Source organism: Actinoplanes xinjiangensis (assembly GCF_003148685.1).
GTDB classification, from domain to species: Bacteria; Actinomycetota; Actinomycetes; order Mycobacteriales; family Micromonosporaceae; genus Actinoplanes; species Actinoplanes xinjiangensis.
Window position 1 is genome coordinate 35,497 of sequence record NZ_QGGR01000007.1, and the last position, 22,981, is coordinate 58,477.

Here is a 22,981-nt window from a genome sequence, read left to right on the forward strand (position 1 = left end):
GGGGTGCCCCGCGTCTCCGAAGCCCACCTCGCCGCCCGCCGCCGGCAGATCCTCGACGCCGCCGGGCGGTGTTTCGTGCGCAACGGGTTCCACCAGACGTCCATGCAGGACGTCATCAAGGAGGCCGGGCTGTCGGTCGGCGCCTTCTACCGGTATTTCAAGAGCAAGAACGAGCTGATCACCGCGATCGCGAGCGAGAAGATCACCGCGGTCACCGGCGTGCTCGACGGACTGCTCGCCCTCGATCCGATGCCGTCGATCCCGGAGATCCTCGAACGGCTGCTCGAACGCGTCGATGTGGCCGTCGTCGAGGACGGCACCGTGCGCATCGCCGTGCAGGTGTGGGGCGAGGCGGTGCACGACCCGGAGGTGGCCGCGGTGGTCGCCGAGATCTACGGGCGGGTCCGGGACCGGGCGGTGCACACCGCGGAACGCGCCCAGGCCGCCGGGCAGATCCCGCCGGACGCCGACCCGGCCGGCATCGGAGCGGCGTTCTTCGGCCTGGTCCAGGGCTACATCCTCCAGCGGATCCTGCTCGGCGGCACCGACCGGCAGACCTACATGAACGGCGTCCGCGCGCTAATGGGCTAGCGCCGCCGCGGCCAACACCAGCACACTGGCGCCGATCTCCACCAGACCCACCTGCTTCGGCGTCATCGGGCGGCCGGGCAGCAGCCAGGCCCGGGCCAGCAGAGCGCCGGAGACCACCGCGGCGAAGGCGCCGATCAGCGTCGCCGCGGCGAGTGCGGCCAGGTGATACCCGATCGAGGCCCGGCGGTACGCGACGGAGCCCCGCTCCCGGATCATCGTCTTGACGAACAGCACCGTGCCGGTGAAATAGAGCAGAACCACGGCGAACGGCTGCCAGCGCGGCGTGACCTCGGCGACCACCGCCACCACGGGGACCATGAGGCAGCCCTGCACCACCGACGCGAGATCGTTGAGCAGGGCACGCTCGCGGCGCCGCCACGCGAACCAGGCGTTGACCGCGAGCAGCACGGCGTAGGCGGGGGCGAACCACAGCACCGCGGGGCGGGTCACCACGACCGGCACGGCCAGGGCCACGGTGATCGGCGCGTACAGCAGGATCTGCGGCCGGAACCGGGTGAACCGTCCCGTCTTGATCGCCTGGAGCAGGTAGTACGACAGCAGATACCCGCCCACCCAGGCGCCCAGCAGCGGGGCCGCCGGCCAGGCGAACCCGGAGACCAGCAGCCCGGCCAGGTAGGGCAGCAGCAGCATCGCCCACGCACCGTGCTGCGGCGGGACGAACTGCCGCACGGTCCGGCGGCGGGCGGTCGCGGTGGTCACGGCATCGACGTTAGGCGCCCGGACGGCGGCGGTGACAGGGCGAAAGGCCCCTGAACGGCCGGCGCATGATCGGATAGCCTGGCCACTCCCCGCTCTCTCGAGGAAAGCTCCGTGCTGGAAGACATCCGCGCCTACTGCCGGCGCGACCCCGCCCTGTACGGGATCAAGGTGGCCGAGGTGCTGCTCTATCCCGGGCTCTGGGCGCTCTGGGGTCACCGGGCCGCCCACCTGCTGCACCGGGCCCGCATCCCGTTCCTGCCGCGCCTGCTCTCCCAGCTGATGCGGTTCTTCACCGGCATCGAGATCCACCCGGGCGCGGAGATCGGCCGGCGGCTGTTCATCGACCACGGGGCCGGAGTGGTGATCGGCGAGACCGCCCGCATCGGCGACGACGTCACCATGTACCACCAGGTCACCCTCGGCGGACGGGGCTGGCAGCGCGACACCAAGGGCAGCCGCCGTCACCCGCAGGTGGGAGATCGGGTCACCCTGGGGGTGGGCGCCACCGTCCTCGGCCCGGTCAGTATCGGCGACGACGCCGAGATCGGCGCTCTCGCGCTGGTCGTGGCGGACATTCCGGCCGGGGCCCGGGTGCGCGCCCCGGCTGCCGAGACTGTTGCATCAACACCGAACGCCGGCATCAACCCAGGAGCGAGGAAATGATCTACAACGACGTCACCGAGCTGATCGGCCGAACTCCGATGGTGCGGCTGACCCGTTTCGAGCCCGGCCTGCCGGCCAAACTGATCGCCAAGCTCGAGTCCGCCAACCCGGGCGGCAGCGTCAAGGACCGGATCGCCCTCGCCATGATCGAGGCGGCCGAGGCCACCGAGGAACTGCGCCCCGGTTCGGCGATCGTCGAGGCCACCAGCGGCAACACCGGCATCGGCCTGGCCCTGGTGGCGGCCGCGCGAGGCTACCGCCTCACCCTGACCATGCCGGACAGCATGAGCGCGGAGCGGCGGGCACTTCTTCTGGCGTACGGGGCGAAGCTGGTCCTGACCCCCGCCGCCGAGGGCATGAAGGGCGCCGTCGCCAAGGCCCTGGAGATCGCCGAGGAGCAGCGGGCCTGGCTGCCGATGCAGTTCGACAACCCGGCCAACCCGGACGTGCACCGCCGCACCACCGCACTGGAGATCTGGAACGACACCGACGGCGAGGTGGACCTGTTCATCGGCGGTGTCGGCACCGGCGGCACCCTCACCGGTGTCGGTCAGATCCTCAAGGAGAAGCAGCCCGACCTGCGGGTCTACGCGGTCGAGCCGGAGGAGTCACCGGTGCTGTCCGGTGGTGTGTCGGGACCGCACGGCATCCAGGGCATCGGTGCCGGATTCGTACCGGAGGTCCTCGACCCGACCATCTACGACGAGGTCTTCCGGGTGACCGTGGAGCAGGCGCGCGACGCGGGGCGGCAGCTGGCCCGTACCGAGGGCATCCTCGCCGGGGTGTCGAGCGGCGCCACCCTGCACGCCGCGCGGGAACTGGCCTGGCGGGCCGAGAACGTCGGCAAGACCATCGTGGTCGTGCTCCCCGACACCGGCGAGCGTTACCTGAGCACCCCGCTGTTCTCCACACCCTGACCGCGCGATGACGACCCGGCGTGCGATCCACGCCGGGCCGTACGGCGCATCAGTACCGGGTGGTGACGCCGGCCTTCTTGCACGCGGCGTTGACGGCCTTGCCGGACTTCTCCGACTCCGGGGTGTCCAGTGCGGTCGTCGGGTCCTTGGCCGCGGCCGCCTCGGTCGCCTGCGAGGAGATGAGCCGCACGGCCTTCGCCACCGCGGTGTCGCTGCCCTCGGCGGCCTTGTCCAGCTGCTTGGCCAGGTCGGTCAGCATCGCCTTCTGGTCGGCGGCCGAGATGTCGCCGGTGGTCTGGAAGAGGGTCGTCATGGCCTTCTTCAGCGACTCGTTCGCCTTGTTCGCGGCCTCGCAGATCTCCTTGTCGGAGGCGCCGGCGGCGGCCGGCGGGGTGGTCGCCTCGGCGGTGGCCGCGGGAGCCGCGGCGGTGGTGGCGGCGGGCGGCTGGGCGGAGGTGGCGGGCGCCTCCTCCGAACAGGCGGCGAGGGACAGAACGGAGACGCCGGCAAGCACGGCGGTGAGGATTCGCGTGGTGATCACCGCGAGAAGCTAGTTGATCAACTTCCGGAGAATCAACCCCATAGGCAACGCCTTGGTCACGACAGCCCGCCCGTCCTGGTCGCCGATACGGTCATGGAGCACGATCGATCACACGAACGGTACGGGGGTGTCGTGCGCAAGAAATGGTCGATGCTCGTCACGGTGCTCGCCGGGCTCCTGCTCGCCGGGTGCCCGGCCGGTTCCACCGAGCCGCTGGAATACCGGATCGGCGTCGCCCGGATCGGCGACGACTACCACCTGTTCGCGCCGGTCTGCCCCGGCGACGCACTCGCCGGGGTGCGCGTCAGCGACACGGAGGGCGACCTGTCCGGCGCCGACGACCCGTCCCTGCCCGACGCCTCGGTCACCTGGTGGGCCGCCGGCGGCCCGAAGGACCCGGCCGGCCGGCCGCACGAATTCGTGCGACTCGGTGACGACGGCCCGTTCCACCACATCGCGGTGGCCGCCGGCGGCCACCAGCGGATGCCCGGCGACTTCCGGGCCACCACCACCTACACCGACGGCCACGGGGGAGAGCTCGACAAGTCGATCACCCTGCGACTGTCCGCGGTGCCCACCTATCCGGCCGGAACCGACCCACGGCAGGTGCTCTACCTGACCCGGCCGCTCGGCGACATGGGCGACCTGGCCCGCCCGGAACAGATCCGCAGCCACTCCGACTGTGCGGACCCCACCGAGACCCCGCTCCGGCAGACGGCCGGCTCGCTGCGATCCGAGGCACCCGGCCGGGTCGACGGCGCGATGCTCGAATCCGGCGCCGTCAGCTGGCTGGTGCCCGTCGCGCCCAGGGCGGCTCCCGCCGAGGACGTCGCCGGGCACCTCTGCGGCAACGGACCGGGATTCGGGGCGCTGGTGGCCGCGTTCGGGCGCGAACAGGTCTGGCGCGAGCCGGAATTCGACGTGGAGACCGGCGCGGAGGTCCGGCAGTTCGCCGGGGCGTACGGGCGGATCACCGCAGCCGAGGCGATCGACCAGGTCGACGGCCGGTTCGGGTGCACCCGCTACACCGACGGCACGACCGGCTACACCGGGACGCACCGGATCGGCCTGCCCGCACTGCCGGGTGCCGACCGGCACCTGCTCTACTGCGAGGAGTCGGAGCACGGCGCGGGCCGCTGCACCCTGCTGCTGGCCCGCGGTGACATCCTCAGCCGGCTCGTCGTGCACGCCGCCACCGGCGAGCTGGCGCAGACCTCGGCGCGGGCGCTCGCCGACGACGCGGCCGCCGCACTCGCCGGCTAGGGCCCGTTTCGTCGGGGAAGTCGAGCTGCCCCTACGGGAACGGGCCCTGGCGTCATCACCTCAGCCGGGCCCGATTCCGGCCGATCTGGGTCCCGGAAGGTGCCGACGGGCGAGAGGCCGACGATGCGTGGATCCGACGACACCCCGGGTCCGCCACCCCGGGACCGGGTGCTGGCCGTACTCCTGAGCGTGGGTCTCGCCGTCCTGGCGGGCGTGCTCGGCTGGCTCGCCTGGCGCGACCCGCGGGACGTGCTCCTCGGTAACGCCTTCGGCACCGTGATCGCGGCGTGCGCCGCCGCCGCGTGCTACCGGGTCAGCCGGCTCGCCACCGACCGCGCGGTCCGCTCGTTCTGGTGGCTCTGGGCCGGATCGGCGGCCGCCCTGCTGGTCAGCACGCTCTCCTCCACGGTCGCGGCGATCCGCGGCGACGCCGACATGCCGCCCTACGAGGCCGCGTCGAACGTGCTCAGCCTGGTCCTCGGAATGATCGCGTTCCGGCACGTGCCGATCACCTCCCGGACCCGTCTCGACTGGGTGCGGCTGCTGCTCGACGGGGCCGCGGTGATCGTCGCCGGCTCGGTCTTCTTCGGGTACGTCGTGCTGCGGACCGTCCCCGACGGGACCCCACTGGCCACCCGTGCCGCGGCCGGCGTGGTCGGCATCTGCTGCCTGCTCGGCCTGGTGATCTTCAGTCGCGCGGCGATCATCCCCGCCGGGCGCGTCGACCCGCTCGCGCTCGGCATCCTGGCCTTCGCACCGGTCGTCGGCCTGGCCACGGTGCTCGCGTTCCTGATCGGCAACGACCTGAGCGTGACCCTGGTGTCCTACCTCGGATACCCGCTCGTCGGCCTCGGCATGTCACTGGGCGCCTACCGCCAGGGCCGGGTCGTCAACCTGCCGCCACGGCACCTGCGCTGGTCGTTCGCCGACCCGCTCCAGTTCCTCTCGGTCGCCGTCACCGCCGTACTCGTCATCATGGTGTCCGCCCGCGACCTCGACCTCCGCGGCCGCGCCGTGATCGTCGGCGCGGTCCTGATCGCCGCGATCATCGTGGCCCGGCAGCTGCTCAGCCTCCGCGAGAACAACCGCGCCCTCCGCGGCATCCGCCGCCAGCAGGCCGAACTCGAACGCCTCGCCCTCACCGACAACCTCACCGGCCTCGCCAACCGCACCGGCTTCCTCGTCGAACTCACCGAACGCCTCGACGCCGGCCGGCCGGCCACCGCCATGTTCCTCGACATCGACGACTTCAAGATGGTCAACGACACCCTCGGCCCAGCCGCCGCCGACCAGCTGCTGCGCCAGATCGCCCAGCGCCTCCAGGACAGCGTCGGCGGCGACGAGTGCGTGGCCCGGCTCGGCGGCGACGAATTCGCGGTCCTGCTGCCGACCGACCGCCCCACCGTCGCCGAGGCCGCCGCCACCCGGTTCCAGACCACCGTCGGCCGGCCCGTACACACCGCGGAACAGCAGTTCCTCCTGCACGCCAGCGTCGGCATCGCCGTCGCCGAGACCGGCGAGACCGCCGACGAGGTGCTCCGCAACGCCGACATCGCCCTCTACGCGGCCAAGGAGTCCGGCAAGGCATCCTGGGTACGGTTCGAACCCCGCATGCGCCAGGACATGACCGCCCACGCCCGTCTCGCCGGCGAACTCCACGACGCCATCCTCGGCGGGCAGCTACGGTTGCTCTACCAGCCCGTGTACGACCTGGTCACCGGCCGGATGCACGGCTGCGAGGCGCTGGTCCGGTGGCAGCATCCCGAACGCGGGTTCATCTCACCCGCCGACTTCATCCCCGTCGCCGAACGCTCCGGGCTCATCGTCCCCCTCGGCGCGTGGGTGCTCCGGGAAGCCTGCGCGCAACTCGCCGAATGGCGCGCCACCCTCGGCGCCGACGCCGTCGAAGCGGTCAACGTCAACGTCGCCGTCCGGCAGCTCCGGGAGAGCGGATTCGTCGACGAGGTCGCGGCCGTCCTCAGCGACACCGGCCTCCGACCACGCCATCTGATCATCGAGGTGACGGAGTCGTCGGTCGCCGACGGGCCCCAGGTCACCGAGGCGCTGGAAGCCCTCCACGAGATGGGCGTACGGTTGGCCCTCGACGACTTCGGCACCGGACAGTCCTCCCTCAGCCTGCTCCGCGCCTTCCCCGTCGACGTCCTAAAACTGGACAAGTCCTTCGTCGACGGCATCGCCGACGGCGCCGACCGGGGCCGCCTCGCCGTCGCTGCCGCGGTCGCACAGCTGGTGGAGTATCTGCAGCTCAAGGCGGTGGCCGAAGGTATCGAAAGCCAGGCCCAGCTGGAACGGCTCCGGGACATGGGCTACCGGTACGGCCAGGGCTACTTCATGGCCAAACCGCTGCCGCCGGCGGAGTGCGGCACGCGGATGGCCGACGCTATCTGGTACGGACCACCGAACGGCCCCGTGCCGGTCCCCGCGACCGTCTCCCCAGCCCGGACCGAAACGCGGCCGCCAGGCTGACCCCGCCGTGCGGGGCGCATCTATCTGTCCCTTCGGCCGGATACCCGGCTTGCTGTCCTCGGCCGGATACCCGGCTTCGTTCTCCAGCGGTCGGGCGGGCGATGCGGTACCCGCACCACAGCCGGAGCTGCGGTCGGAGGTCTTGTTGATCGCCCGGCTGTGGGCGAGGAACGCTAAAACGGCTGGGAGACAGCCATATCGCATACCCCACTGATCAGAAGGGCCCCGAAACAGGGCCGACCTGTGGCTTATCGCTGTTATCAACGGACGCGCACCGCTGGCGATGGCCACGCCGCTCGTAGATCCGGTTCGGTGGCGCGACGACGACGGTGTGGGAGGCGTTGTCGTCATCGACCGGATGCCGATGGCGTGGCGTGTGTGGGACCGGCCCGAATCCCGACCGAGGAAGTTCCGGCGCCGAGGTCTGCAGCCCATACCGCGATCTTGCGGAGTCCCGCGATGACGGTGCGCCGGAAATCAATGGGACCGCGGGCGTGGACCCCGTAGTCGAAGGTCTTCGGGAGTGGGACTCATCGCGCCCGCTATTCGTGCTCCAGATCCGGTGTCTCGCATCCTTCGTCGGTGGATGCACTCCTACTTCGCCCGGCCGAAAGTGTCAGAGGGTGTCGGTAGCCTCGCCCCGACCGATAGCCGACGACCGGTGGTGGCCCTGATGTCCGATGTTCCCACGACCGATGATCGCGATCCTGCCGCCGTGGTGACCGGCATGATCAACCAGGTGCTCGACCTGGCGTCCACCTGGACCGCCTGGGACGGGAAGCCGATCCCGATCGACGACCGTGTCTACACCCCGCACAAGGCTCTACGCCGGGTCACCGACCACCTGATCGACCACCTGGCTGAGATCGAGGCCCGCGTGGCCGGTGCCCCGACCATCCCCGATCACTGGCAGGCTTCGGCGAGCACCACGGCCGCCGACCTGGCACCCTTCACCACCGAGGACCTCGACGAGGCCCGCAGCCGACTGGGCCGTCTGGCGCAGATCTTCGAACTACGCCTCGGCAAGCTGACCGTTCCCGAGCTGGACCTTCGCGAAGGCGACGCATGGTCCGTGCGCCAGATCGCCTTCCACCTGGAGATCTCGCTCTACTACGCCACCGCTGTCGGTCGCCTTTCCTGACCTGGCAGAGGAGGCGCTGAAACTCGTCGCCGAGGGTCACCCGTCGAAAGAGATCGCCGACCTGCTGATGATCAGCGTCAAGTACGGGGCGCATCCCGCGGTCAGGGCCGGAGGACCTCAGCCGCCGGGCCGGCTGCACGGTGCGCCGATCGACAGCTCGGCCGTGGCGTCGCCGCCGGTGGCCGTGGTGATCCGGATCGGGACGCAGTCGGCCTCGGCCACCCAGGTACCACCGGCGAAGACCGACCAACCGGCGCCGTCCCGGCACGCGGTCACCCGGACCGCGGCGGCCGGCCCGGCATCGGTGTCTCCCCAGCCCAACCGGGCCCGATCGGCCCAGCCCGGTAGCAGGCTGACATCGACTACCGCACCGGCGCGAACCAGCAGCCCCCATTTGGCGAACAGACGGGTCGGGCCCTCACCCGAGGTCTGAGGGGCCGGTTCCAGCACCCGGTCGGCCGCGGGAACCGCCACCACGTCGGCGACCACCTGATACGTGTCGCGGGGAGCGTCCTCCTGACCGATCGCGTCCGGGCAGCCGACGACCGGGCCGGCCGTGACGAGCCCGCCCGACGGCGCCGGTGGGTCCGGGATGCCGGGATCGTCACCGCAGCCGGCGGCGCCGGCCACCATGAGCAGGGCGATCACCTTCCGTACGATCGGCATGCCCCGATTTTGTCAGAGGGTCCGTCTAATGTGCCCGGCATGGACCCCGCGCGCCGTGGCCGGATCGCCACCTCCCTCGTCTTCCTGATGTTCGGCGCCGCTCTCGGCGTGTGGACGGCCCGGATCCCGGCGGTCAAGGAGAGTCTCGGCCTCAGCGACGGCCGGCTGAGCGTCGCGCTGCTCGCGTTCGCCGCGGGCTGCATCACCGGGATGGCACTGATCGGTCGTCTCACCGACCGTTTCGGCAGCTCACGGGTTCTCGTCCCGGCCGCCCTGCTGGAGGGCCTGCTGTTGATCCCACCGGCGTTCGCGGGCGGGCTGGTGACGCTCAGCCTGGCCCTGTTCGTGTTCGGCGCCGTCCACGGCACGCTCAACATCGCGATGAACGCCAACGCCGCCGAGGTCGAGCGGGCGCACGGGCGGCCGATCATGGCCTCGTTCCACGCCCTCTACAGCATCGGCGGGTTCCTCGGCGCGATCGCCGGCAGCCTGTTCGCCCACGCCGGGCTCTCCGTGGCGACGACCCTGATCAGCGTCGGGCTGCCGGCATTCGTGCTGGCCGCCGGAGCGTCACGGTGGGTGCTGCGGTCGCCGGCGGCCGAGGCGAACCTGACCGATTCCGACGAGCGGGGTGCGGCAGCAGCGCGCCGCCCTCTGCTCGTCCTCTTCGGGATCGTGGTGCTCTGCACGCTGGTCGGCGAGGGTGCCGCCGCCGACTGGAGCGCGGTCTACCTGCGCGACGATCTCGGTGCTTCCGAGGGCTTCGCGGCGTACGGCTACGCCGCCTTCGCGATCATGATGACCGCCGGGCGGCTCGTGGGGGACCGGATCGCCGGCCGATTCGGGTCACCCGCGCTGATCCGGGCCAGCGGCCTCGTCGCGGCCGCCGGGCTCGGGCTCGGTCTGCTGATCGACCACCCGCTGGCCGGGGTCGCCGGCTTCGGGCTGCTCGGGCTCGGGCTGTCGTGTGTCGCCCCGCAGTTCTTCTCGGCGGCCGCCGCCGTCGACCCACGCCGGGCCGGGCAGGCGCTCTCGACCGTGGTGAGTATCGGCTACCTCGGCTTCCTGCTCGGGCCGATCGCGATCGGCGCCGCCGCCACCGTGGTCGGGCTGACCACGGCGCTGTGGATCCCGGTGGCGCTGGCCGTCTTCGTCGCACTGAGCGCCGGCAGCATCCGGTCCGCGATCCGGCCGTCCGCCGCCCACAGCGGCGAGCGACCAGCCACGGCTTCCTGATCCACAGCCGAGTGGGCGGCGGGTGGCGGCTGCACTGGCTAGCGGCCGGGTGGGCGACGGCGGCCTGAACTGCGGGCCGCACGCCGCCATCCGGTCGCGGTTGGGGTCAGGCGTGGCCGGGCGGCTGTTGCGGTTGGGGTCAGGCGTGGCCGGGCGGCTGTTGCGGTCGGGATCAGGCAGTGGTCAGCAGGCTCCGGGTGATCGCGGCGACGTCGCGGGCGCCGGCCAGGGCCATCGTCAGGTCCAGTTCGGCGATCACGTTGCGGATCACGTCCTCGACACCGGTCTGACCGGCGAGAGCCAGGCCGTACATGTAGGGGCGGCCCAGCAGCACGGCGTTCGCGCCGAGGGCCAGCGCGGTGAAGACGTCGGCGCCGGTGCGGATGCCGCTGTCCAGCAGCACCGTCGGGTCCGGGCCGAGTTCGGAACGAATGGCGACCAGCGCGTCGAGGGAGGCGATGGCATTGTCGATCTGGCGGCCACCGTGGTTCGACACGACGATCGCGTCGGCGCCCAGGCCGAAAGCGCGACGGGCGTCGTCCGGGTGCAGGATGCCCTTGAGGACGATCGGCAGGCGGGTCCGGCTCCGGAGCGTGGCCAGATGATCCCAGCTCAGGCCGGGGTTGGAGTAGATGTCGAGGAACGTCTCCACCGACGCCTTCGGCAGCGGCGAACGCAGGTTCGCCCAGAAGCGGCCCGGATGGTTGCGGGTCATCGCCAGCAGTGTCCGGACGGCCCCGAGCGTCACCTCCGGCTTCGGCGACGGCTGCCCGGCCCGTTCGGCGGCGATCTGCTGAAAGCGGGGATCCGAGGTGTACTGCGCGATGCCCTCACCACGGCTGAACGGCAACGAGCCCAGATTGAGATCCTGTGGGCGCCAGCCGAGCACCGTCGTGTCCAGGGTGACGACCAGCGCGCCCGCCCCGATCGCCTCGGCCCGGGCGATCAGGCTGTCGACGAGTTGCTCGTCCTTGCTCCAGTACAACTGGAACCACCGGGCGGCGTCACCCATCGCCGCCGCGCAGTCCTCCATCGGATTGCAGCCCTGATTGGAGAAGACGTAGGCGGTGCCGGTGGCGGCCGCGGCGCGGGCGATCTTCAGGTCGCTGTCGGCGGCCATCAGCGCGCCGGCCCCGACCGGCGCGAGCAGCAGTGGGGTCGTGTGGCGGGCGCCGAGGAGATCCACCGAGAGGTCGCGGTCCACGGCACCCGACGCCATCCGCGGCACGATCGCCCGGCGGTCGAAGGCCTCCCGGTTGCGGCGCATGGTCCGCCCCTCACCGGCGCCGCCGGCCACGTAGCCCCAGGCGCGGGTGCTGCTGGCCCGGCGGGCACGGCGCTCCAGCTCGGCGAAGTCCGCCGGAACGACGGGCCGGCGACCGAGGACGCCCTGACGGTAGATCGTGCTCAGGCGGGCAAGGCCGGCTCCGGACATCGGCTCCTCCGAGAAGGTTGTTCAGGTGCTGCTGGTTCAAGGCTGAAACGAGACCCACGGCGATGGCCGGCGATCCGGGAACGGCGCCCAGGGGATTTGCCGGCAGAACGGGACCCGGGGGACTGCCGGAAGAACGGGATCTGGGGATTGCGGGCAGAACGGGGAACAGGCTGCACGGGTTGGTGGAAGGGATGGTGGCGGCGGGCACCGTGGGGCGTGGCTGACACGCTAAACCAAGTCATCTGACTTGAGAAGTCAGCTGACCGGGAAAGTTAGGATCGAGGGGTGACACAGGGTGGCGGGGTTCGGGCGGCGCGGCGTGAGCAGGCGGTCGAGGCCCTACTCGACGCGGCCCTGGAGAGTCTCGTCACCGTCGGGTTCGCCGCCACGACGACCCGCGGTGTGGCTCAGCTGGCGGGCGTCAGCCAGGGCCTCCAGCAGCACTACTTCCCGACGAAGGCGGCACTCATCGACGCCGCGATCAACCGCCTGGCCACCAGACTCCTCGAGGAGGCATCCCGGCCGGTCGAGGGCGCCACCGAGCGGCAGCGGGCCGAGCTGTTGCTGCGGCGGTTGTGGGACAGCTTCAGCTCGCCGGTGCTCACCGTCGTGGCGGAACTGCTCGTTCTGGCGCGCATCCACCCGGACACCGCCGAGAAGACGGCTGCCACGCTGGTGGCGGTCACCGATCGGGTGGTCGCCGTCGCCGAGGAGGCACTGCCGACCTACGCCCGCCGGCCGGGATTCCGGGATGCGCTGCTGCTCGCGCTGAGCGCCATCCGCGACACCACCACCGTGGCCCGCATCCCCGGCACCGAACGCGCCCTCCCCACCTGCGAGACGATCACCGCCGGTTTCCTCAGCGCGTTCAACGAGAAGCCCCACCGGCGGCGTTGACGGCGGCGCGTTCAGCAAGAACTTCACCAGCGGGTTGCGGTGGGACGTTCAGTGAGAAGTTGCACCGGCGGCGTTGACGGCGGCGCGTTCAACGAGAGGCCCCACCGGCGGCGTTGACGGCAGGGCGCTCAGCGAGAAGCTCCATCGGTGGCGGTGCCCTTCCGGCCGGCGGGGGTCCGGATGCCCAGGTAGGTGAGGGGACCGGGGTCCGGGACGGGGAGGACGGTGAAACCGAGCCGATCGTAGAAGCCGCGTGCCTTGACGTTCGCGGTGAGCATGCCCAGATGAACGCCAGGCGCGTCGACCGTCGTCAGGAAGCGGTCGATGAGGCGGCGGCCGAAACCGCGCCCCTGGTATGCGGGCAGCAGGTCGATGTGCAGGTGCGCCGGGTAGCCGTCCAGCCCGTCGACGAGCATGCGTTCCGGGTCGTAGTGCAGGGCGACCATGTCCTGCTCCAAGGTGCGCGGTGGCGGTGGCGGCTCCGGGTACCTGTCACCGACCAGCGGAATCCACTCGGCGCGGTAGCGGCGGACGAATCCGGCGGTGTCAGCCGTGCCGACGACGTAGCCGACCACCTCGCCGCCGTCCTCGACCACGAACGCCAGATGCGGGTCCAGCCAGGCGTAAGGGCCGGCGAACAGGTCACCCATCAGGTCGTCGCTGGAATACCGTCCGCGGGCGTCGCCGCCGGCATCGGCGGTGCGGACACAGATGTCGTAGAGGGCGGCGCGGTCGGCGGGCCGGTACAGGCGAATCTCAGGCACGCCGCACGGTATGCGGTGAAAGCGCTTGCACCGCAACCCCGCCCGAGAATGAGCGATCGGTGAGGCCGTGACCCGCGGCCCGAAGACGTGGGCGATTCGACGGCGGCCGGGCGGCTGCGGCCCGGAGGCGTTGCGATTCGACGGTGGCCCGGGGGCTGCGGCCAGGAGAGGTGGGCGATTCGATGGTGGCCGGGCGGCTGCGGCGCGGAGGCGTTGCGATTCGACGGTGGCCCGGGGGCTGCGGCCAGGAGAGGTGAGCGATTCGATGGCGGCCGGGCGGCCGGGTGGCTGCGGCCCGGAGGCGTGGGCGATTCGATCGTGGCCGGGGCTGCGGCGGGGAGACGCGAGGGCAAGAGCGAAGGCCCTGACCGAGAGGCGGGCAGGTGCGGTGCCGCCGCGATGTGCGGCGGTGCGATGTGCGGTGCCGCGATGCGGTCGGCTTCCCGTGCGTTGTCGGCCATTTCAACCCTTGCCGGTACGAGCCAGGCCGCCCCCGACCGCAACCATTCGTCCCGTCGGCTTCCTCGGCGACGGGGCTGCCTGGTGGCGGCCGGAGCGGCGGCGCCGGGCTCATGAGCCGGGCGAGGCGAGGACCTCCAGGTAGTGCTGGTTGTACATGACGCCGAGGATGTTGCCGAACGGGTCGGTGACGGAGGCCGTGATGAAGCCGGGACCGCGTTCGGTCGGCTTGTCGTGGGTGGTCGCGCCGAGGTCCAGCAACCGCCGGTAGGCGGCCTCGACGTCGTCGACGGCCCAGTAGATGATCGCCCCGGACGGGCGCCCGGCCGGCTGGTGTGGCGCGAACCTGCTGTTGAGCACGCCGAACTCGTGCTGGTAGTCACCGGCTCGCCATTCCAGGTAGGCGTGTTCGGGGCCGGCGTCCCGGACGAAGTAGGGCTCTGCCTCGAAGACCTCGGTGTACCAGGCGCGGGCCGAGGCCATGTCGTCGGCGAAGAACGTGACGGTGGTGAATCCGCGGAGCATGTCGGTGTCCTCTCGTGTCGCTGTCGAGGACCATCTTTCCGGGTTAAGTGCTCACCTTCTGAGCACTTTCTCTGCGAACCTGACGGCATGCGTGCGGACCGGCTCGTCGCCACCCTCCTGTTCATGCAGACCCGTGGGCGGGTGACCGCCGCCGAGGTCGCCGCCGAACTGGAGGTGTCGGTCGCGACCGCCCGTCGCGATCTGGAGGCGCTGTCCACGGCCGGGGTGCCGGTCTATCCCCAGCCCGGCCGGCACGGCGGATGGTCGCTGGTCGGCGGCGCACGGACCGATCTCAGTGGGCTGTCAGCGGCCGAGGCGCGGGCGTTGTTCCTGCTGGCCGGCCCGACCGCGGTGTCCGCCGAGGCGAAGGCGGCGCTGCGCAAACTGCTGCAGGCGCTGCCCGCTCCGTTCCGGACCGAGGCGGAGGCCGCCGCCGGGGCGACCCTCGTCGACCCGGCCGGCTGGGGGGAACGGGCGAAGCAGCCACCCGAGGTGGTGGGCCTGCTCCAGGAGGCGGTGGTGCGCCGCCACCGGATCCGGTTCACCTACCGGAGCCCCGGCCGCGGAGACCGGGGTGCGGCCGGGGCGACCGGCGGGGATGACGAGCGGGTGGCGGACCCGTGGGGCGTGGTCGACAAGGGGGACGTGTACTACCTGGTCGCGGGCACGGCGAAGGGCCGGCGGACCTTCCGGGTGGACCGGATGTCGGCGGTGACGGCGACCGGGGAGACGTTCGGGCGCCCGGCTGACTTCGACCTGGACACGGCCTGGGGCCAGGTGGTCGGCGAGGTCGAGGGGATGCGCTCCCGGACCTGGGCGACACTGCTGATCGCCGACCGTTTCGTCTGGGTGCTGCGCGACCACTTCGGCCGGCACTGCGAGGTGCTGGAGACCCTCGCCGACGGCCGGGCCCGGGTGCGGGTGGGCGCTCCGGAGGCCCGGGACATCGCCCGTACCCTCTCGGGCTGGGGTGCCGCCGTGGAGGTCCTCGACCCGCCGTCGGTCCGTGCCGAACTCGGTCGCATCGGCGCCGAACTGGTCCACCTCTACCCGGCTGCGCCGCCGGCCTGACGGTCAGGCGGTGGCCCGCAGGACCGGCCGGCTCGGGAACAGGCGGTCGCGGGGTGCGGCGCCCAGGGCGGCTTGCGCGGCGGCAGCGGCGATCAGTTCGACCGGGTGGGTGGCAGTGGACAGGGCGGGGACGGCGCAGGCCGCGAACGGGACGTCGTCGAAGCCGGTGACGGCCACGTCGTGGGGGACCCGCACACCGGTCTCGGCCAGGGTCTGGAGGACACCGAGTGCGGTGGCGTCGCTGACCGTGGCGATGGCGTCGGTGTCCGGCCAGCGGCGCAGGACGGTTCGGGCGGCGGTACGGCCCCGGGCGGTGGTGAAGTCGCCCGGAACCACCCGGATCGGCAGGCCGGCCTCCCGCATCAGCCCGGTGTAGGTGTGCAGCGGGGCGCGGGCGGCGGCGAGCCACGGCGGGCCCCCGATCAGCGCGATCCGTCGCCGGCCGGTGGTGTGCAGATGCCGCAACAGGGCGCCGATGCCGGCCGTGCTGTCCACGTCCAGCCCGCCGGCGCCGATCGCGGCGAAACGGCCGCGCAGGCCGGTGGGCAGATGGTCGAGCAGGTCGCCGTCGTGACCGGCCAGCACCACGGCGGCGACACTGCGGTCGGCGGCGATCCGGTCCAGCTCGGCGGCCGCGTCCAGGGGCAGGCGGCGCAGGCAGACGCCCAGCCCGTCCGGGTCGGTGGCGGCGGCCATCGCGGTGGCCGCCCGGGTGACGAACGGGTCGGAGAGGATGTCGGTGCGGCGGTCCCGGACCGCGAAGAGGAGCCGGGTCCCGGTGCCGCGGGCCAGGCGGCTGGCCACCGGATGCGGCACGTAGCCGAGGTCGGCGGCGGCCCGGAGGACGGCGGCCCGGCTGTCCGCGGAGGCCGGCCCGCGCCCGGACAGCACACGGGACGCGGTCGCGGCGGACACTCCGGCGAGCCTGGCCACCTCAGCGAGTACCGGACTGCTGCTCATGCGGCAAATATGCAGGATCCGTGGATGCCCGGCAATCACGCCCGAGGGGGCCGGAGGCGGGACTTTGGTCCCGGGCAGAGGGGGACCGCGGCTCAGGCGGCCCGGCACGTCTTCGGACAGATTTGAGGAGCGCCGGGCAGCCGCCCGGCCGATCGTCCACCGGCGAAGGAAACCACCGTGTCCCTGGACCCCGGAACCGCCCCTCTCCTGGGCGCACGCCGCTTCCTCACCCGCGAGACGGTCGGTGACCACGGGCGCACCCTGCACCGGGTCGACGACAGTGAATGGGACGCGTTCTACCGGGACCGCTGGCGCTACGACAAGGTCGTCCGGTCGACCCACGGCGTCAACTGCACCGGCTCCTGCTCGTGGAACGTGTTCGTCAAGGACGGGCTGATCACCTGGGAGCACCAGGCCACCGACTATCCGACGACCGGGCCGGACACACCCGACTACGAGCCGCGGGGCTGTCCCCGCGGTGCGAGCTTCTCCTGGTACGAATACTCGCCGTCGCGCGTGCGTCACCCGTACCTCCGTGGTGTTCTGGCCGAGATGTTCCGTGAGGCGCGGCAGCGTCTCGGTGACCCGGTCGCCGCGTGGGCGGAGATCGTCGAGACGCCGTTGAAGGCGCGGGCCTACAAGGCTCAGCGTGGGCGTGGCGGGTTCGTGCGGGCCTCCTGGGACGAGGCGATCGAGCTGATGGCGGCGGCGCACGTCTACACCGTGAAGGCGTACGGCCCGGACCGGGTCGTCGGTTTCTCGCCGATCCCGGCGATGTCGATGGCGTCGTTCGCGGCCGGCACCCGCTATCACGCGCTGCTCGGCGGCACCCTGCTGAGTTTCTACGACTGGTACGCGGACCTGCCGATCGCGTCGCCGCAGATCTGGGGTGACCAGACCGACGTGCCGGAGGCGGGCGACTGGTGGAACTCGACCTACCTGATGATGTGGGGGTCCAACATCCCGGTGACGCGTACGCCGGACGCGCACTTCCTCACCGAGGCCCGGTACAAGGGCACCAAGGTCGTCGCGGTGAGCCCGGACTACGCGGACAACGTGAAGTTCGCCGACGACTGGCTGGCCCCGCACCCGGGCACCGACGGCGCGCTGGCGATGGCGATGGGCCACGTGATCCTGACCGAGTTCTTCCGCGACCGCGAGGTCCCGTACTTCACCGACTATGTTCGTCGATATACGGACCTGCCGTTCCTGGTGACGATCGTGGACGGCAAAGCGGACCGCTTCCTCACCGCCGCCGACCTCGGCCACGAGGACGGTGAGCACAAGACCGTGCTCATCGATCAGGCCGGGGACCTGCGAGTCCCCCACGGCTCCCTCGGATACCGCTACTCCGAGCCGGGGCAGTGGAACCTCGACCTCGGCGACGTCGTTCCCGCACTGGGTATCGACAGCGACGAGGCCATCGAGATCGAGATGGCACGGTTCGACATCGGCGACACCGAGGGCGGCACCACGATCCGCCGCGGCGTCCCGGTCCGCCGGGTCGGCGAGCACCTGGTCACCACCGTCTTCGACCTGGTCATGGCCCAGTACGGCGTCCGCCGCGGCGATCTCCCCGGTGACTGGCCGGCCGGCTACGACGACGCGGACTCCCCGAACACCCCCGCCTGGCAGGAGAGGATCACCGGCGTCGACGCCAAGCTGGCGGCCCGGATCGGCCGCGAGTTCGCCCGTAACGCCGAACGCAGCAACGGCCGCTCGATGATCGTCCTGGGTGCCGGCGCGAACCAGTGGTTCCACTCCGACATGACCTACCGCGCGTTCATCTCCCTGGTCACGCTGACCGGCTGCCAGGGTGTGAACGGCGGCGGCTGGGCGCACTATGTCGGCCAGGAGAAGGCCCGCCCGATCACCGGCCAGCAGCACATGAGCTTCGCCTTCGACTGGCAGCGGCCGATGCGCCACCAGGCGTCGACACCGTTCTGGTACCTGCACACCGACCAGTGGCGCTACGAGCGTGTCCCGGCCGACGAACTGGCGTCCCCGCTGGGCAGTGGCCGGTTCAAGGGAATGGCGTTCGCCGACACGGTCGCGGCCGCGCAGCGGATGGGCTGGAGCCCGGGCCACCCGTTTTTCAACCGCAACCCGCTCGACCTGGCGGCCGAGGCTGCCGAGGCCGGTAAACCGGTGCAGCAGTACGTCGTCGAGTCGCTCAGGGACGGCTCGTTGACACCGGTGGCCGAGGATCCGGACGACCCGGCCAACTTCCCGCGCTGCCTGACCCTGTGGCGGGCCAACCTGCTCGGCTCCTCGGGCAAGGGCAACGAGTACTTCATGCGGCACCTGCTCGGTGTCGAGGGCACTGCGACCGCCACCGAATGCGGCGCCGGCGAGCGCCCCCGCGACGTGACCTGGCGCGACGAGGCGCCGGTCGGCAAGCTCGACCTGCTCACCACCATGGACTTCCGGATGACCAACACCGGTCTGCACTCCGACCTGGTCCTGCCCGCCGCCACCTGGTACGAGAAGCACGACATCTCGACCACCGACATGCACCCGTTCGTGCACGCGTTCAGCCCCGCGGTCCCGCCGCCCGGTGACGCGCACACCGACTACGACACGTTCCTGGCCCTGGCCGACAAGGTCAGCGAACTGGCGGTCGTCCACCTGGGCACCCGTACCGACGTGCTGGCCGCGCCCCTGCAGCACGACACCCCGGACGAACTGGCCATGCCCGGCGGACGGGTGCGTGACTGGAAGTTCGGCGAGTGCGAGCCGGTGCCCGGCAGGACCATGCCGAAACTGATCGAGATCGAGCGGGACTACACCCTGATCGGCAGGAAGATGCGTACGGTCGGCCCGCTCATGGAGAAGCTCGGCACCACCACGAAGGCGATCACCGTCGACGTGAAGGCCGAGGTCGCCTACCTGAAGCACCAGAACGGGGTGATCGACGGCCGGCCGTCGCTGGCCACCGCCGACCGGATGTGCGAGGCGATTCTCAGCTTCTCCGGGACCACGAATGGGCGGGTCGCGCGAGCCGGCTTCGAGGAACTGGAGAAACGCACCGGCCGGCGGTTCACCGACCTGATCGAGGGACACGAGACCGACCGGGTCACCTTCCAGCAGACCCAGGAGGCGCCGCAGCCCGTCTTCACCAGCCCGGAGTGGTCCGGCTCGGAGAAGGGCGGCCGCCGCTACTCGCCGTTCACGATCAACGTCGAGCGCCTCAAGCCGTGGCACACCGTCACCGGCCGCCAGCACTTCTTCGTCGAACACGACTGGGTGGCCGAACTCGGCGAGCAGCTGCCGGCCTTCCGGCCGCCGCTCAACATGGCCCGGCACTTCGGCCGGCCCGGCGACGCGGTCGACGGGGGAGTGACGGTACGGTTCCTGACCCCGCACGCCAAGTGGTCGATCCACTCGATGTACCACGACAACGAGCTGATGCTGGCCCTGTCCCGGGGCGGTCCGGTGATCTGGATGAGCGTCCCGGACGCCGCGAAGATCGGGGTCCGCGACAACGAGTGGATCGAGGCCCACAACCGCAACGGCGTCGTCGTGGCCCGTGCCGTGGTCTCCCACCGGATGCCCGAGGGCACCGTCTTCCAGTACCACTCGCCGGAGCGCACGGTGAACGTCCCCAAGGCCGAGAAGTCCGGCAGGCGGGGCGGCTACCACAACTCGATGACCCGGCTGCTGATCAAGCCGACCCACCTGGCCGGCGGGCACGCCCAGCTCACCTATGCCTTCAACTACTACGGCCCGATCGGCAGCCAGCGCGACGAGATCACCGTGATCCGCCGCCGCACCCAGGAGGTGGAGTACTGATGCGCATTCGAGCGCAGGTCGCCATGGTGATGAACCTGGACAAGTGCATCGGCTGCCACACCTGCTCGGTCACCTGCAAGCAGACGTGGACCAACCGCGAGGGCACCGAGTACGTCTGGTTCAACAACGTCGAGACGAAGCCGGGCATCGGCTACCCGAAACACTACGAGGACCAGGACCGCTGGAAGGGCGGCTGGAAGCTCGACGGCAAGGGCCGGCTGGTGCTGCGCGGCGGCGGCCGGGTCAAGCGCCTGAGCCGGATCTTCGCCAACCCCGACCTGCCGAGCATCGACGACTACTACGAGCCGGCCACCTTCGACAAGGACATCCTGGTCAACGCACCGGCCGGGCTGAAGGACACCCCGGTCAAGCAGCCCTACTCGGCGCTCACCGGCGAGCCGATGGCCATCACCTGGGGCGCCAACTGGGAGGACTCCCTCGGCGGCGACACCTTCGACCAGGACCCGAACCTGAAGAACCTGACCGAGAAGGTCACATTCGAGTTCGAGAAGACCTTCATGTTCCACCTGCCGCGGATCTGCGAACACTGCCTCAACCCGGCGTGCGTCTCGGCCTGCCCGTCCGGCGCCATGTACAAACGCGAGGAGGACGGCATCGTCCTGGTCGACCAGGACCGCTGCCGCGGCTGGCGGATGTGCGTGTCGGCGTGCCCGTACAAGAAGGTCTACGTCAACCACGCCACCGGCAAGGCCGAGAAGTGCACCCTCTGCTTCCCGCGGATCGAGGCCGGGCAACCCACGATCTGCAGCGAGACGTGCGTCGGCCGCCTCCGCTACCTGGGCATTCTCTGGTACGACGAGGACGCCGTCCTCGCCGCGGCATCGGTCGGGGACGAGGACCTGCTGGACGCCCAGCGCGCCGTCTTCCTGGACCCCTTCGACGAGACCGTGCAGCGGGCCGCCCGCGACGCCGGCCACCCGCAGGAGTGGATCGAGGCCGCGCAGGCGTCCCCGGTGTGGAGACTGATCAGCGAGTACCGGATCGCGCTGCCGTTGCACCCGGAGTACCGGACCCTGCCGATGGTCTGGTACGTGCCGCCCCTGTCGCCGGTCCTGGACGCCGCGGGCGCCGCCGGCCGTGACGACACGAACGCCGACGACATCTTCCACACCATCGACGACCTGCGGATCCCCGTCGAATACCTGGCGTCGCTGTTCACCGCCGGCGACACCGCGGCGGCCGGTGGCGTGCTGATGAAACTGGCCGCGATGCGCGCCTACATGCGGGCCCGCACCCTGGACGGCACCGTCGCGCAGGAGTTGCTCGACGGCATCGGCATGACCGGCGAGCAGGTCGAGGCCATGTACCGGCTGCTGGCGATCGCCAAGTACGACGAGCGCTACGTCATCCCCGCCGCGCACCGGGCCCAGGCCGCGGCGCTCGACGGACTCGGCGGCTGCTCCCTCGACGGCGAGGGCGGGCCCGGCATGGGCGGCAGCGGCGCGGTCCCGGTCACCATCACCACCGGACGGAGCCGATGATGGACCGCTCCCGCCTCTTCCAGCTGGCGTCGCTGCTGCTCACCTACCCCGACGAGGAACTGCGGGCGGCCGGCGGCGAGTTGCGCGCGGCCGCGGCCGGTGTCGGCGAGTTCGAGCGGTTCGTCGAGTGGCTGCTCACCGGCACCCTGACCGAGGTGCAGCGGCACTACGTCGAGACGTTCGACCTGCGCCGCCGGTCCGGGCTCTACCTCACCTACTACCTGCACGGCGACACCCGCCGGCGGGGGATGGCGCTGCTCATGCTCCAGCAGCGGTACCGGGTGCACGGGCTGCGCGTGGCCGACGGGGAACTGCCCGACCTGCTGCCGATCGTGCTGGAGTTCGCCGCCACGGCCGGGCCCGGCGACGGGGAGGCCCCGCTGCGCCAGCACCGGCAGGGCATCGAACTGCTGCGGGCGGCATTGCACGACGCTCGTACGCCGTACGCGCTGATCCTCGATGTCGTCTGTGCCGCCCTGCCGCGACTGACCGAAGAAGATCTCACCGCGCTGACGTCCCTGGCCGTCGACGGGCCACCCGTCGAGACCGTCGGCCTCGCCGAGGTGGGCCTCGGGCCCGACCTCGCCCCCTACCCGGAGGTGTGCCGATGAGCACCCTGGTCTGGATCGTGCTGCCCTACACCTGCCTGGTGGTCTTCGTGGCCGGGCACGTGTGGCGGTGGCGGCACGACCAGTTCGGCTGGACCACCCACACCAGTCAGCTGCTGGAGAACCGGCTGCTGCGGCTCGGCTCGCCACTGTTCCACCTGGGCGCCTTCGGGGTGATCGGCGGGCACGCGATGGGCCTGCTGATCCCCGCCTCCTGGACGGCGTTGCTCGGCATCTCCGGGCACACCTACCACCTGGTGTCGGTCACCGGCGGCACGATCACCGGAATCATGCTGGTGGTCGGCCTGGCGCTGCTGATCGCCCGCCGTTTCATCAGCGGCCGGATCCGGCGGGTCACCACGACCATGGACCGCATCCTGTACGCCGCACTGACGGTCATGGTCGCGCTCGGCATGAGCGGCACCGTGGCCGTCAACCTGCTCGGCGAGGGCTACGACTACCGGGAGACCATCGCCGTCTGGTTCCGTGGCATCTTCTGGTTGCAGCCCGACCCGTCCCTGATGAGCGGCGCCCCGCTGGTCTTCCGGCTGCACGCGATCGGTGGATTCCTGTTCCTGGCGCTCTGGCCGTTCACCCGGCTCGTGCACGTGTGGTCGGCACCGCTGGCCTACCTGTGGCGCCCGTACGTCGTCTACCGCCGCCGTCGCACACCCGCACCGCAGCCGCAGCCGGCTCCGGCGGCGGCCCGGAAAGTTGTCACACCCTCGTCCTAGGGTGGGAAC

General features: G+C 71.3%; 20 protein-coding genes. 13 read left to right on the plus strand and 7 right to left on the minus strand.

Annotated elements, in window-relative coordinates; all coding sequences use genetic code 11:
• The first annotated feature begins 3 nt into the window (after window positions 1-3).
• Window positions 4-591, plus strand: coding sequence for a TetR/AcrR family transcriptional regulator (locus BC793_RS17105; RefSeq protein WP_109593546.1), 588 nt, complete (start codon window positions 4-6; stop codon window positions 589-591).
• Here BC793_RS17105 and BC793_RS17110 read toward each other — a convergent pair.
• Window positions 580-1,311 carry a YwiC-like family protein gene (locus tag BC793_RS17110; protein WP_239170092.1) on the minus strand — a complete coding sequence of 244 codons (732 nt, stop codon included), beginning with the start codon at window positions 1,309-1,311 and terminating at the stop codon, window positions 580-582. The genes BC793_RS17105 and BC793_RS17110 overlap by 12 nt on opposite strands.
• Window positions 1,312-1,422: 111 nt before the next feature.
• Between BC793_RS17110 and epsC the strand changes: the two genes are divergently transcribed.
• Together epsC and cysK are read left to right on the plus strand one after the other, a co-directional pair.
• Window positions 1,423-1,974 carry a serine O-acetyltransferase EpsC gene (epsC, locus tag BC793_RS17115; protein ID WP_109593547.1) on the plus strand — a complete coding sequence of 184 codons (552 nt, stop codon included), beginning with the start codon at window positions 1,423-1,425 and terminating at the stop codon, window positions 1,972-1,974.
• Entirely contained in the window at window positions 1,971-2,891 is a 921-nt protein-coding gene (gene cysK / locus BC793_RS17120; protein ID WP_109593548.1) for a cysteine synthase A, read from the plus strand. Before epsC ends, cysK begins: the two co-directional genes overlap by 4 nt.
• Before the next feature lie 49 nt (window positions 2,892-2,940).
• On the opposite strand, the gene BC793_RS49625 is transcribed toward cysK, so the two are convergent.
• Window positions 2,941-3,432 carry a hypothetical protein gene (locus tag BC793_RS49625; RefSeq protein WP_158319284.1) on the minus strand — a complete coding sequence of 164 codons (492 nt, stop codon included), beginning with the start codon at window positions 3,430-3,432 and terminating at the stop codon, window positions 2,941-2,943.
• 132 nt (window positions 3,433-3,564) lie between these two features.
• On the opposite strand from BC793_RS49625, the gene BC793_RS17135 reads away from it, so the two are divergent.
• The 3 genes from BC793_RS17135 (at window position 3,565) to BC793_RS17145 (ending at window position 8,323) form a co-directional block, all read left to right on the plus strand.
• Window positions 3,565-4,695, plus strand: coding sequence for a hypothetical protein (locus tag BC793_RS17135; RefSeq protein WP_146246318.1), 1,131 nt, complete (start codon window positions 3,565-3,567; stop codon window positions 4,693-4,695).
• A gap of 123 nt (window positions 4,696-4,818) precedes the next feature.
• Window positions 4,819-7,182 (plus strand): putative bifunctional diguanylate cyclase/phosphodiesterase, encoded by a 2,364-nt coding sequence (locus BC793_RS17140; RefSeq protein WP_109593552.1) that lies wholly within the window; start codon window positions 4,819-4,821, stop codon window positions 7,180-7,182.
• Window positions 7,183-7,855: 673 nt separating this feature from the next.
• Window positions 7,856-8,323, plus strand: a complete 468-nt coding sequence (locus BC793_RS17145; RefSeq protein ID WP_109593974.1) for a hypothetical protein — start codon at window positions 7,856-7,858, stop codon at window positions 8,321-8,323.
• Between the two features lie 117 nt (window positions 8,324-8,440).
• Here the strand turns inward: BC793_RS17145 and BC793_RS48825 are convergent, their stop codons facing one another.
• The gene (locus BC793_RS48825; protein WP_146246319.1) at window positions 8,441-8,989 is read right to left on the minus strand and encodes a hypothetical protein; all 549 of its coding nucleotides are present in this window, start codon (window positions 8,987-8,989) and stop codon (window positions 8,441-8,443) included.
• Between the two features lie 39 nt (window positions 8,990-9,028).
• Here BC793_RS48825 and BC793_RS17155 point away from each other — a divergent pair, with 39 nt between their 5' ends.
• Complete coding sequence (locus BC793_RS17155) at window positions 9,029-10,225, plus strand: MFS transporter (RefSeq protein WP_109593553.1); 1,197 nt, start codon at window positions 9,029-9,031, stop codon at window positions 10,223-10,225.
• A 172-nt stretch (window positions 10,226-10,397) separates the two neighbouring features.
• Here the strand turns inward: BC793_RS17155 and BC793_RS17160 are convergent, their stop codons facing one another.
• Complete coding sequence (locus BC793_RS17160) at window positions 10,398-11,660, minus strand: alpha-hydroxy-acid oxidizing protein (protein WP_109593554.1); 1,263 nt, start codon at window positions 11,658-11,660, stop codon at window positions 10,398-10,400.
• A gap of 285 nt (window positions 11,661-11,945) precedes the next feature.
• Between BC793_RS17160 and BC793_RS17165 the strand changes: the two genes are divergently transcribed.
• Complete coding sequence (locus BC793_RS17165) at window positions 11,946-12,557, plus strand: TetR/AcrR family transcriptional regulator (RefSeq protein ID WP_109593555.1); 612 nt, start codon at window positions 11,946-11,948, stop codon at window positions 12,555-12,557.
• Between the two features lie 128 nt (window positions 12,558-12,685).
• Here the strand turns inward: BC793_RS17165 and BC793_RS17170 are convergent, their stop codons facing one another.
• Both BC793_RS17170 and BC793_RS17175 read right to left on the minus strand, forming a co-directional pair.
• Entirely contained in the window at window positions 12,686-13,321 is a 636-nt protein-coding gene (locus tag BC793_RS17170) for a GNAT family N-acetyltransferase (RefSeq protein WP_109593556.1), read from the minus strand.
• Between the two features lie 570 nt (window positions 13,322-13,891).
• Window positions 13,892-14,305, minus strand: coding sequence for a VOC family protein (locus BC793_RS17175; RefSeq protein ID WP_109593557.1), 414 nt, complete (start codon window positions 14,303-14,305; stop codon window positions 13,892-13,894).
• A gap of 87 nt (window positions 14,306-14,392) precedes the next feature.
• Here BC793_RS17175 and BC793_RS17180 point away from each other — a divergent pair, with 87 nt between their 5' ends.
• Window positions 14,393-15,376 carry a helix-turn-helix transcriptional regulator gene (locus BC793_RS17180; RefSeq protein WP_109593558.1) on the plus strand — a complete coding sequence of 328 codons (984 nt, stop codon included), beginning with the start codon at window positions 14,393-14,395 and terminating at the stop codon, window positions 15,374-15,376.
• Between the two features lie 3 nt (window positions 15,377-15,379).
• Here BC793_RS17180 and BC793_RS17185 read toward each other — a convergent pair whose 3' ends face one another.
• Window positions 15,380-16,336, minus strand: coding sequence for a LacI family DNA-binding transcriptional regulator (locus BC793_RS17185; RefSeq protein ID WP_109593559.1), 957 nt, complete (start codon window positions 16,334-16,336; stop codon window positions 15,380-15,382).
• A gap of 177 nt (window positions 16,337-16,513) precedes the next feature.
• On the opposite strand from BC793_RS17185, the gene BC793_RS17190 reads away from it, so the two are divergent.
• The 4 genes from BC793_RS17190 to narI are packed head-to-tail and all read left to right on the plus strand — an operon-like array spanning window position 16,514 to window position 22,972.
• Window positions 16,514-20,128: a nitrate reductase subunit alpha gene (locus tag BC793_RS17190; protein WP_109593560.1), complete on the plus strand. Its 3,615-nt coding sequence runs from the start codon at window positions 16,514-16,516 to the stop codon at window positions 20,126-20,128.
• Window positions 20,128-21,630 carry a nitrate reductase subunit beta gene (narH, locus tag BC793_RS17195; RefSeq protein ID WP_109593561.1) on the plus strand — a complete coding sequence of 501 codons (1,503 nt, stop codon included), beginning with the start codon at window positions 20,128-20,130 and terminating at the stop codon, window positions 21,628-21,630. The genes BC793_RS17190 and narH overlap by 1 nt, the downstream gene beginning before the upstream one ends.
• Window positions 21,630-22,241 (plus strand): nitrate reductase molybdenum cofactor assembly chaperone, encoded by a 612-nt coding sequence (gene narJ, locus BC793_RS17200; protein ID WP_239170091.1) that lies wholly within the window; start codon window positions 21,630-21,632, stop codon window positions 22,239-22,241. Before narH ends, narJ begins: the two co-directional genes overlap by 1 nt.
• A complete protein-coding gene (gene narI, locus BC793_RS17205) occupies window positions 22,238-22,972 on the plus strand; it encodes a respiratory nitrate reductase subunit gamma (protein ID WP_109593976.1) in 735 nt (244 codons plus the stop codon). The genes narJ and narI overlap by 4 nt, the downstream gene beginning before the upstream one ends.
• Window positions 22,973-22,981: the final 9 nt, after the last annotated feature.

What these genes read in the sequence shown, in the direction of transcription:
- cysK (WP_109593548.1), top strand. Translation starts at nt 1,971, where the DNA reads ATGATCTACAACGACGTCACCGAGCTGATCGGCCGAACTCCGATGGTG.
- BC793_RS17140 (WP_109593552.1), top strand. Translation starts at nt 4,819, where the DNA reads ATGCGTGGATCCGACGACACCCCGGGTCCGCCACCCCGGGACCGGGTG.
- BC793_RS17145 (WP_109593974.1), top strand. Translation starts at nt 7,856, where the DNA reads ATGTCCGATGTTCCCACGACCGATGATCGCGATCCTGCCGCCGTGGTG.
- BC793_RS48825 (WP_146246319.1), bottom strand. Translation starts at nt 8,989, where the DNA reads ATGCCGATCGTACGGAAGGTGATCGCCCTGCTCATGGTGGCCGGCGCC.
- BC793_RS17155 (WP_109593553.1), top strand. Translation starts at nt 9,029, where the DNA reads ATGGACCCCGCGCGCCGTGGCCGGATCGCCACCTCCCTCGTCTTCCTG.
- BC793_RS17160 (WP_109593554.1), bottom strand. Translation starts at nt 11,660, where the DNA reads ATGTCCGGAGCCGGCCTTGCCCGCCTGAGCACGATCTACCGTCAGGGC.
- BC793_RS17175 (WP_109593557.1), bottom strand. Translation starts at nt 14,305, where the DNA reads ATGCTCCGCGGATTCACCACCGTCACGTTCTTCGCCGACGACATGGCC.
- BC793_RS17180 (WP_109593558.1), top strand. Translation starts at nt 14,393, where the DNA reads ATGCGTGCGGACCGGCTCGTCGCCACCCTCCTGTTCATGCAGACCCGT.
- BC793_RS17185 (WP_109593559.1), bottom strand. Translation starts at nt 16,336, where the DNA reads ATGAGCAGCAGTCCGGTACTCGCTGAGGTGGCCAGGCTCGCCGGAGTG.
- narH (WP_109593561.1), top strand. Translation starts at nt 20,128, where the DNA reads ATGCGCATTCGAGCGCAGGTCGCCATGGTGATGAACCTGGACAAGTGC.
- narJ (WP_239170091.1), top strand. Translation starts at nt 21,630, where the DNA reads ATGGACCGCTCCCGCCTCTTCCAGCTGGCGTCGCTGCTGCTCACCTAC.
- narI (WP_109593976.1), top strand. Translation starts at nt 22,238, where the DNA reads ATGAGCACCCTGGTCTGGATCGTGCTGCCCTACACCTGCCTGGTGGTC.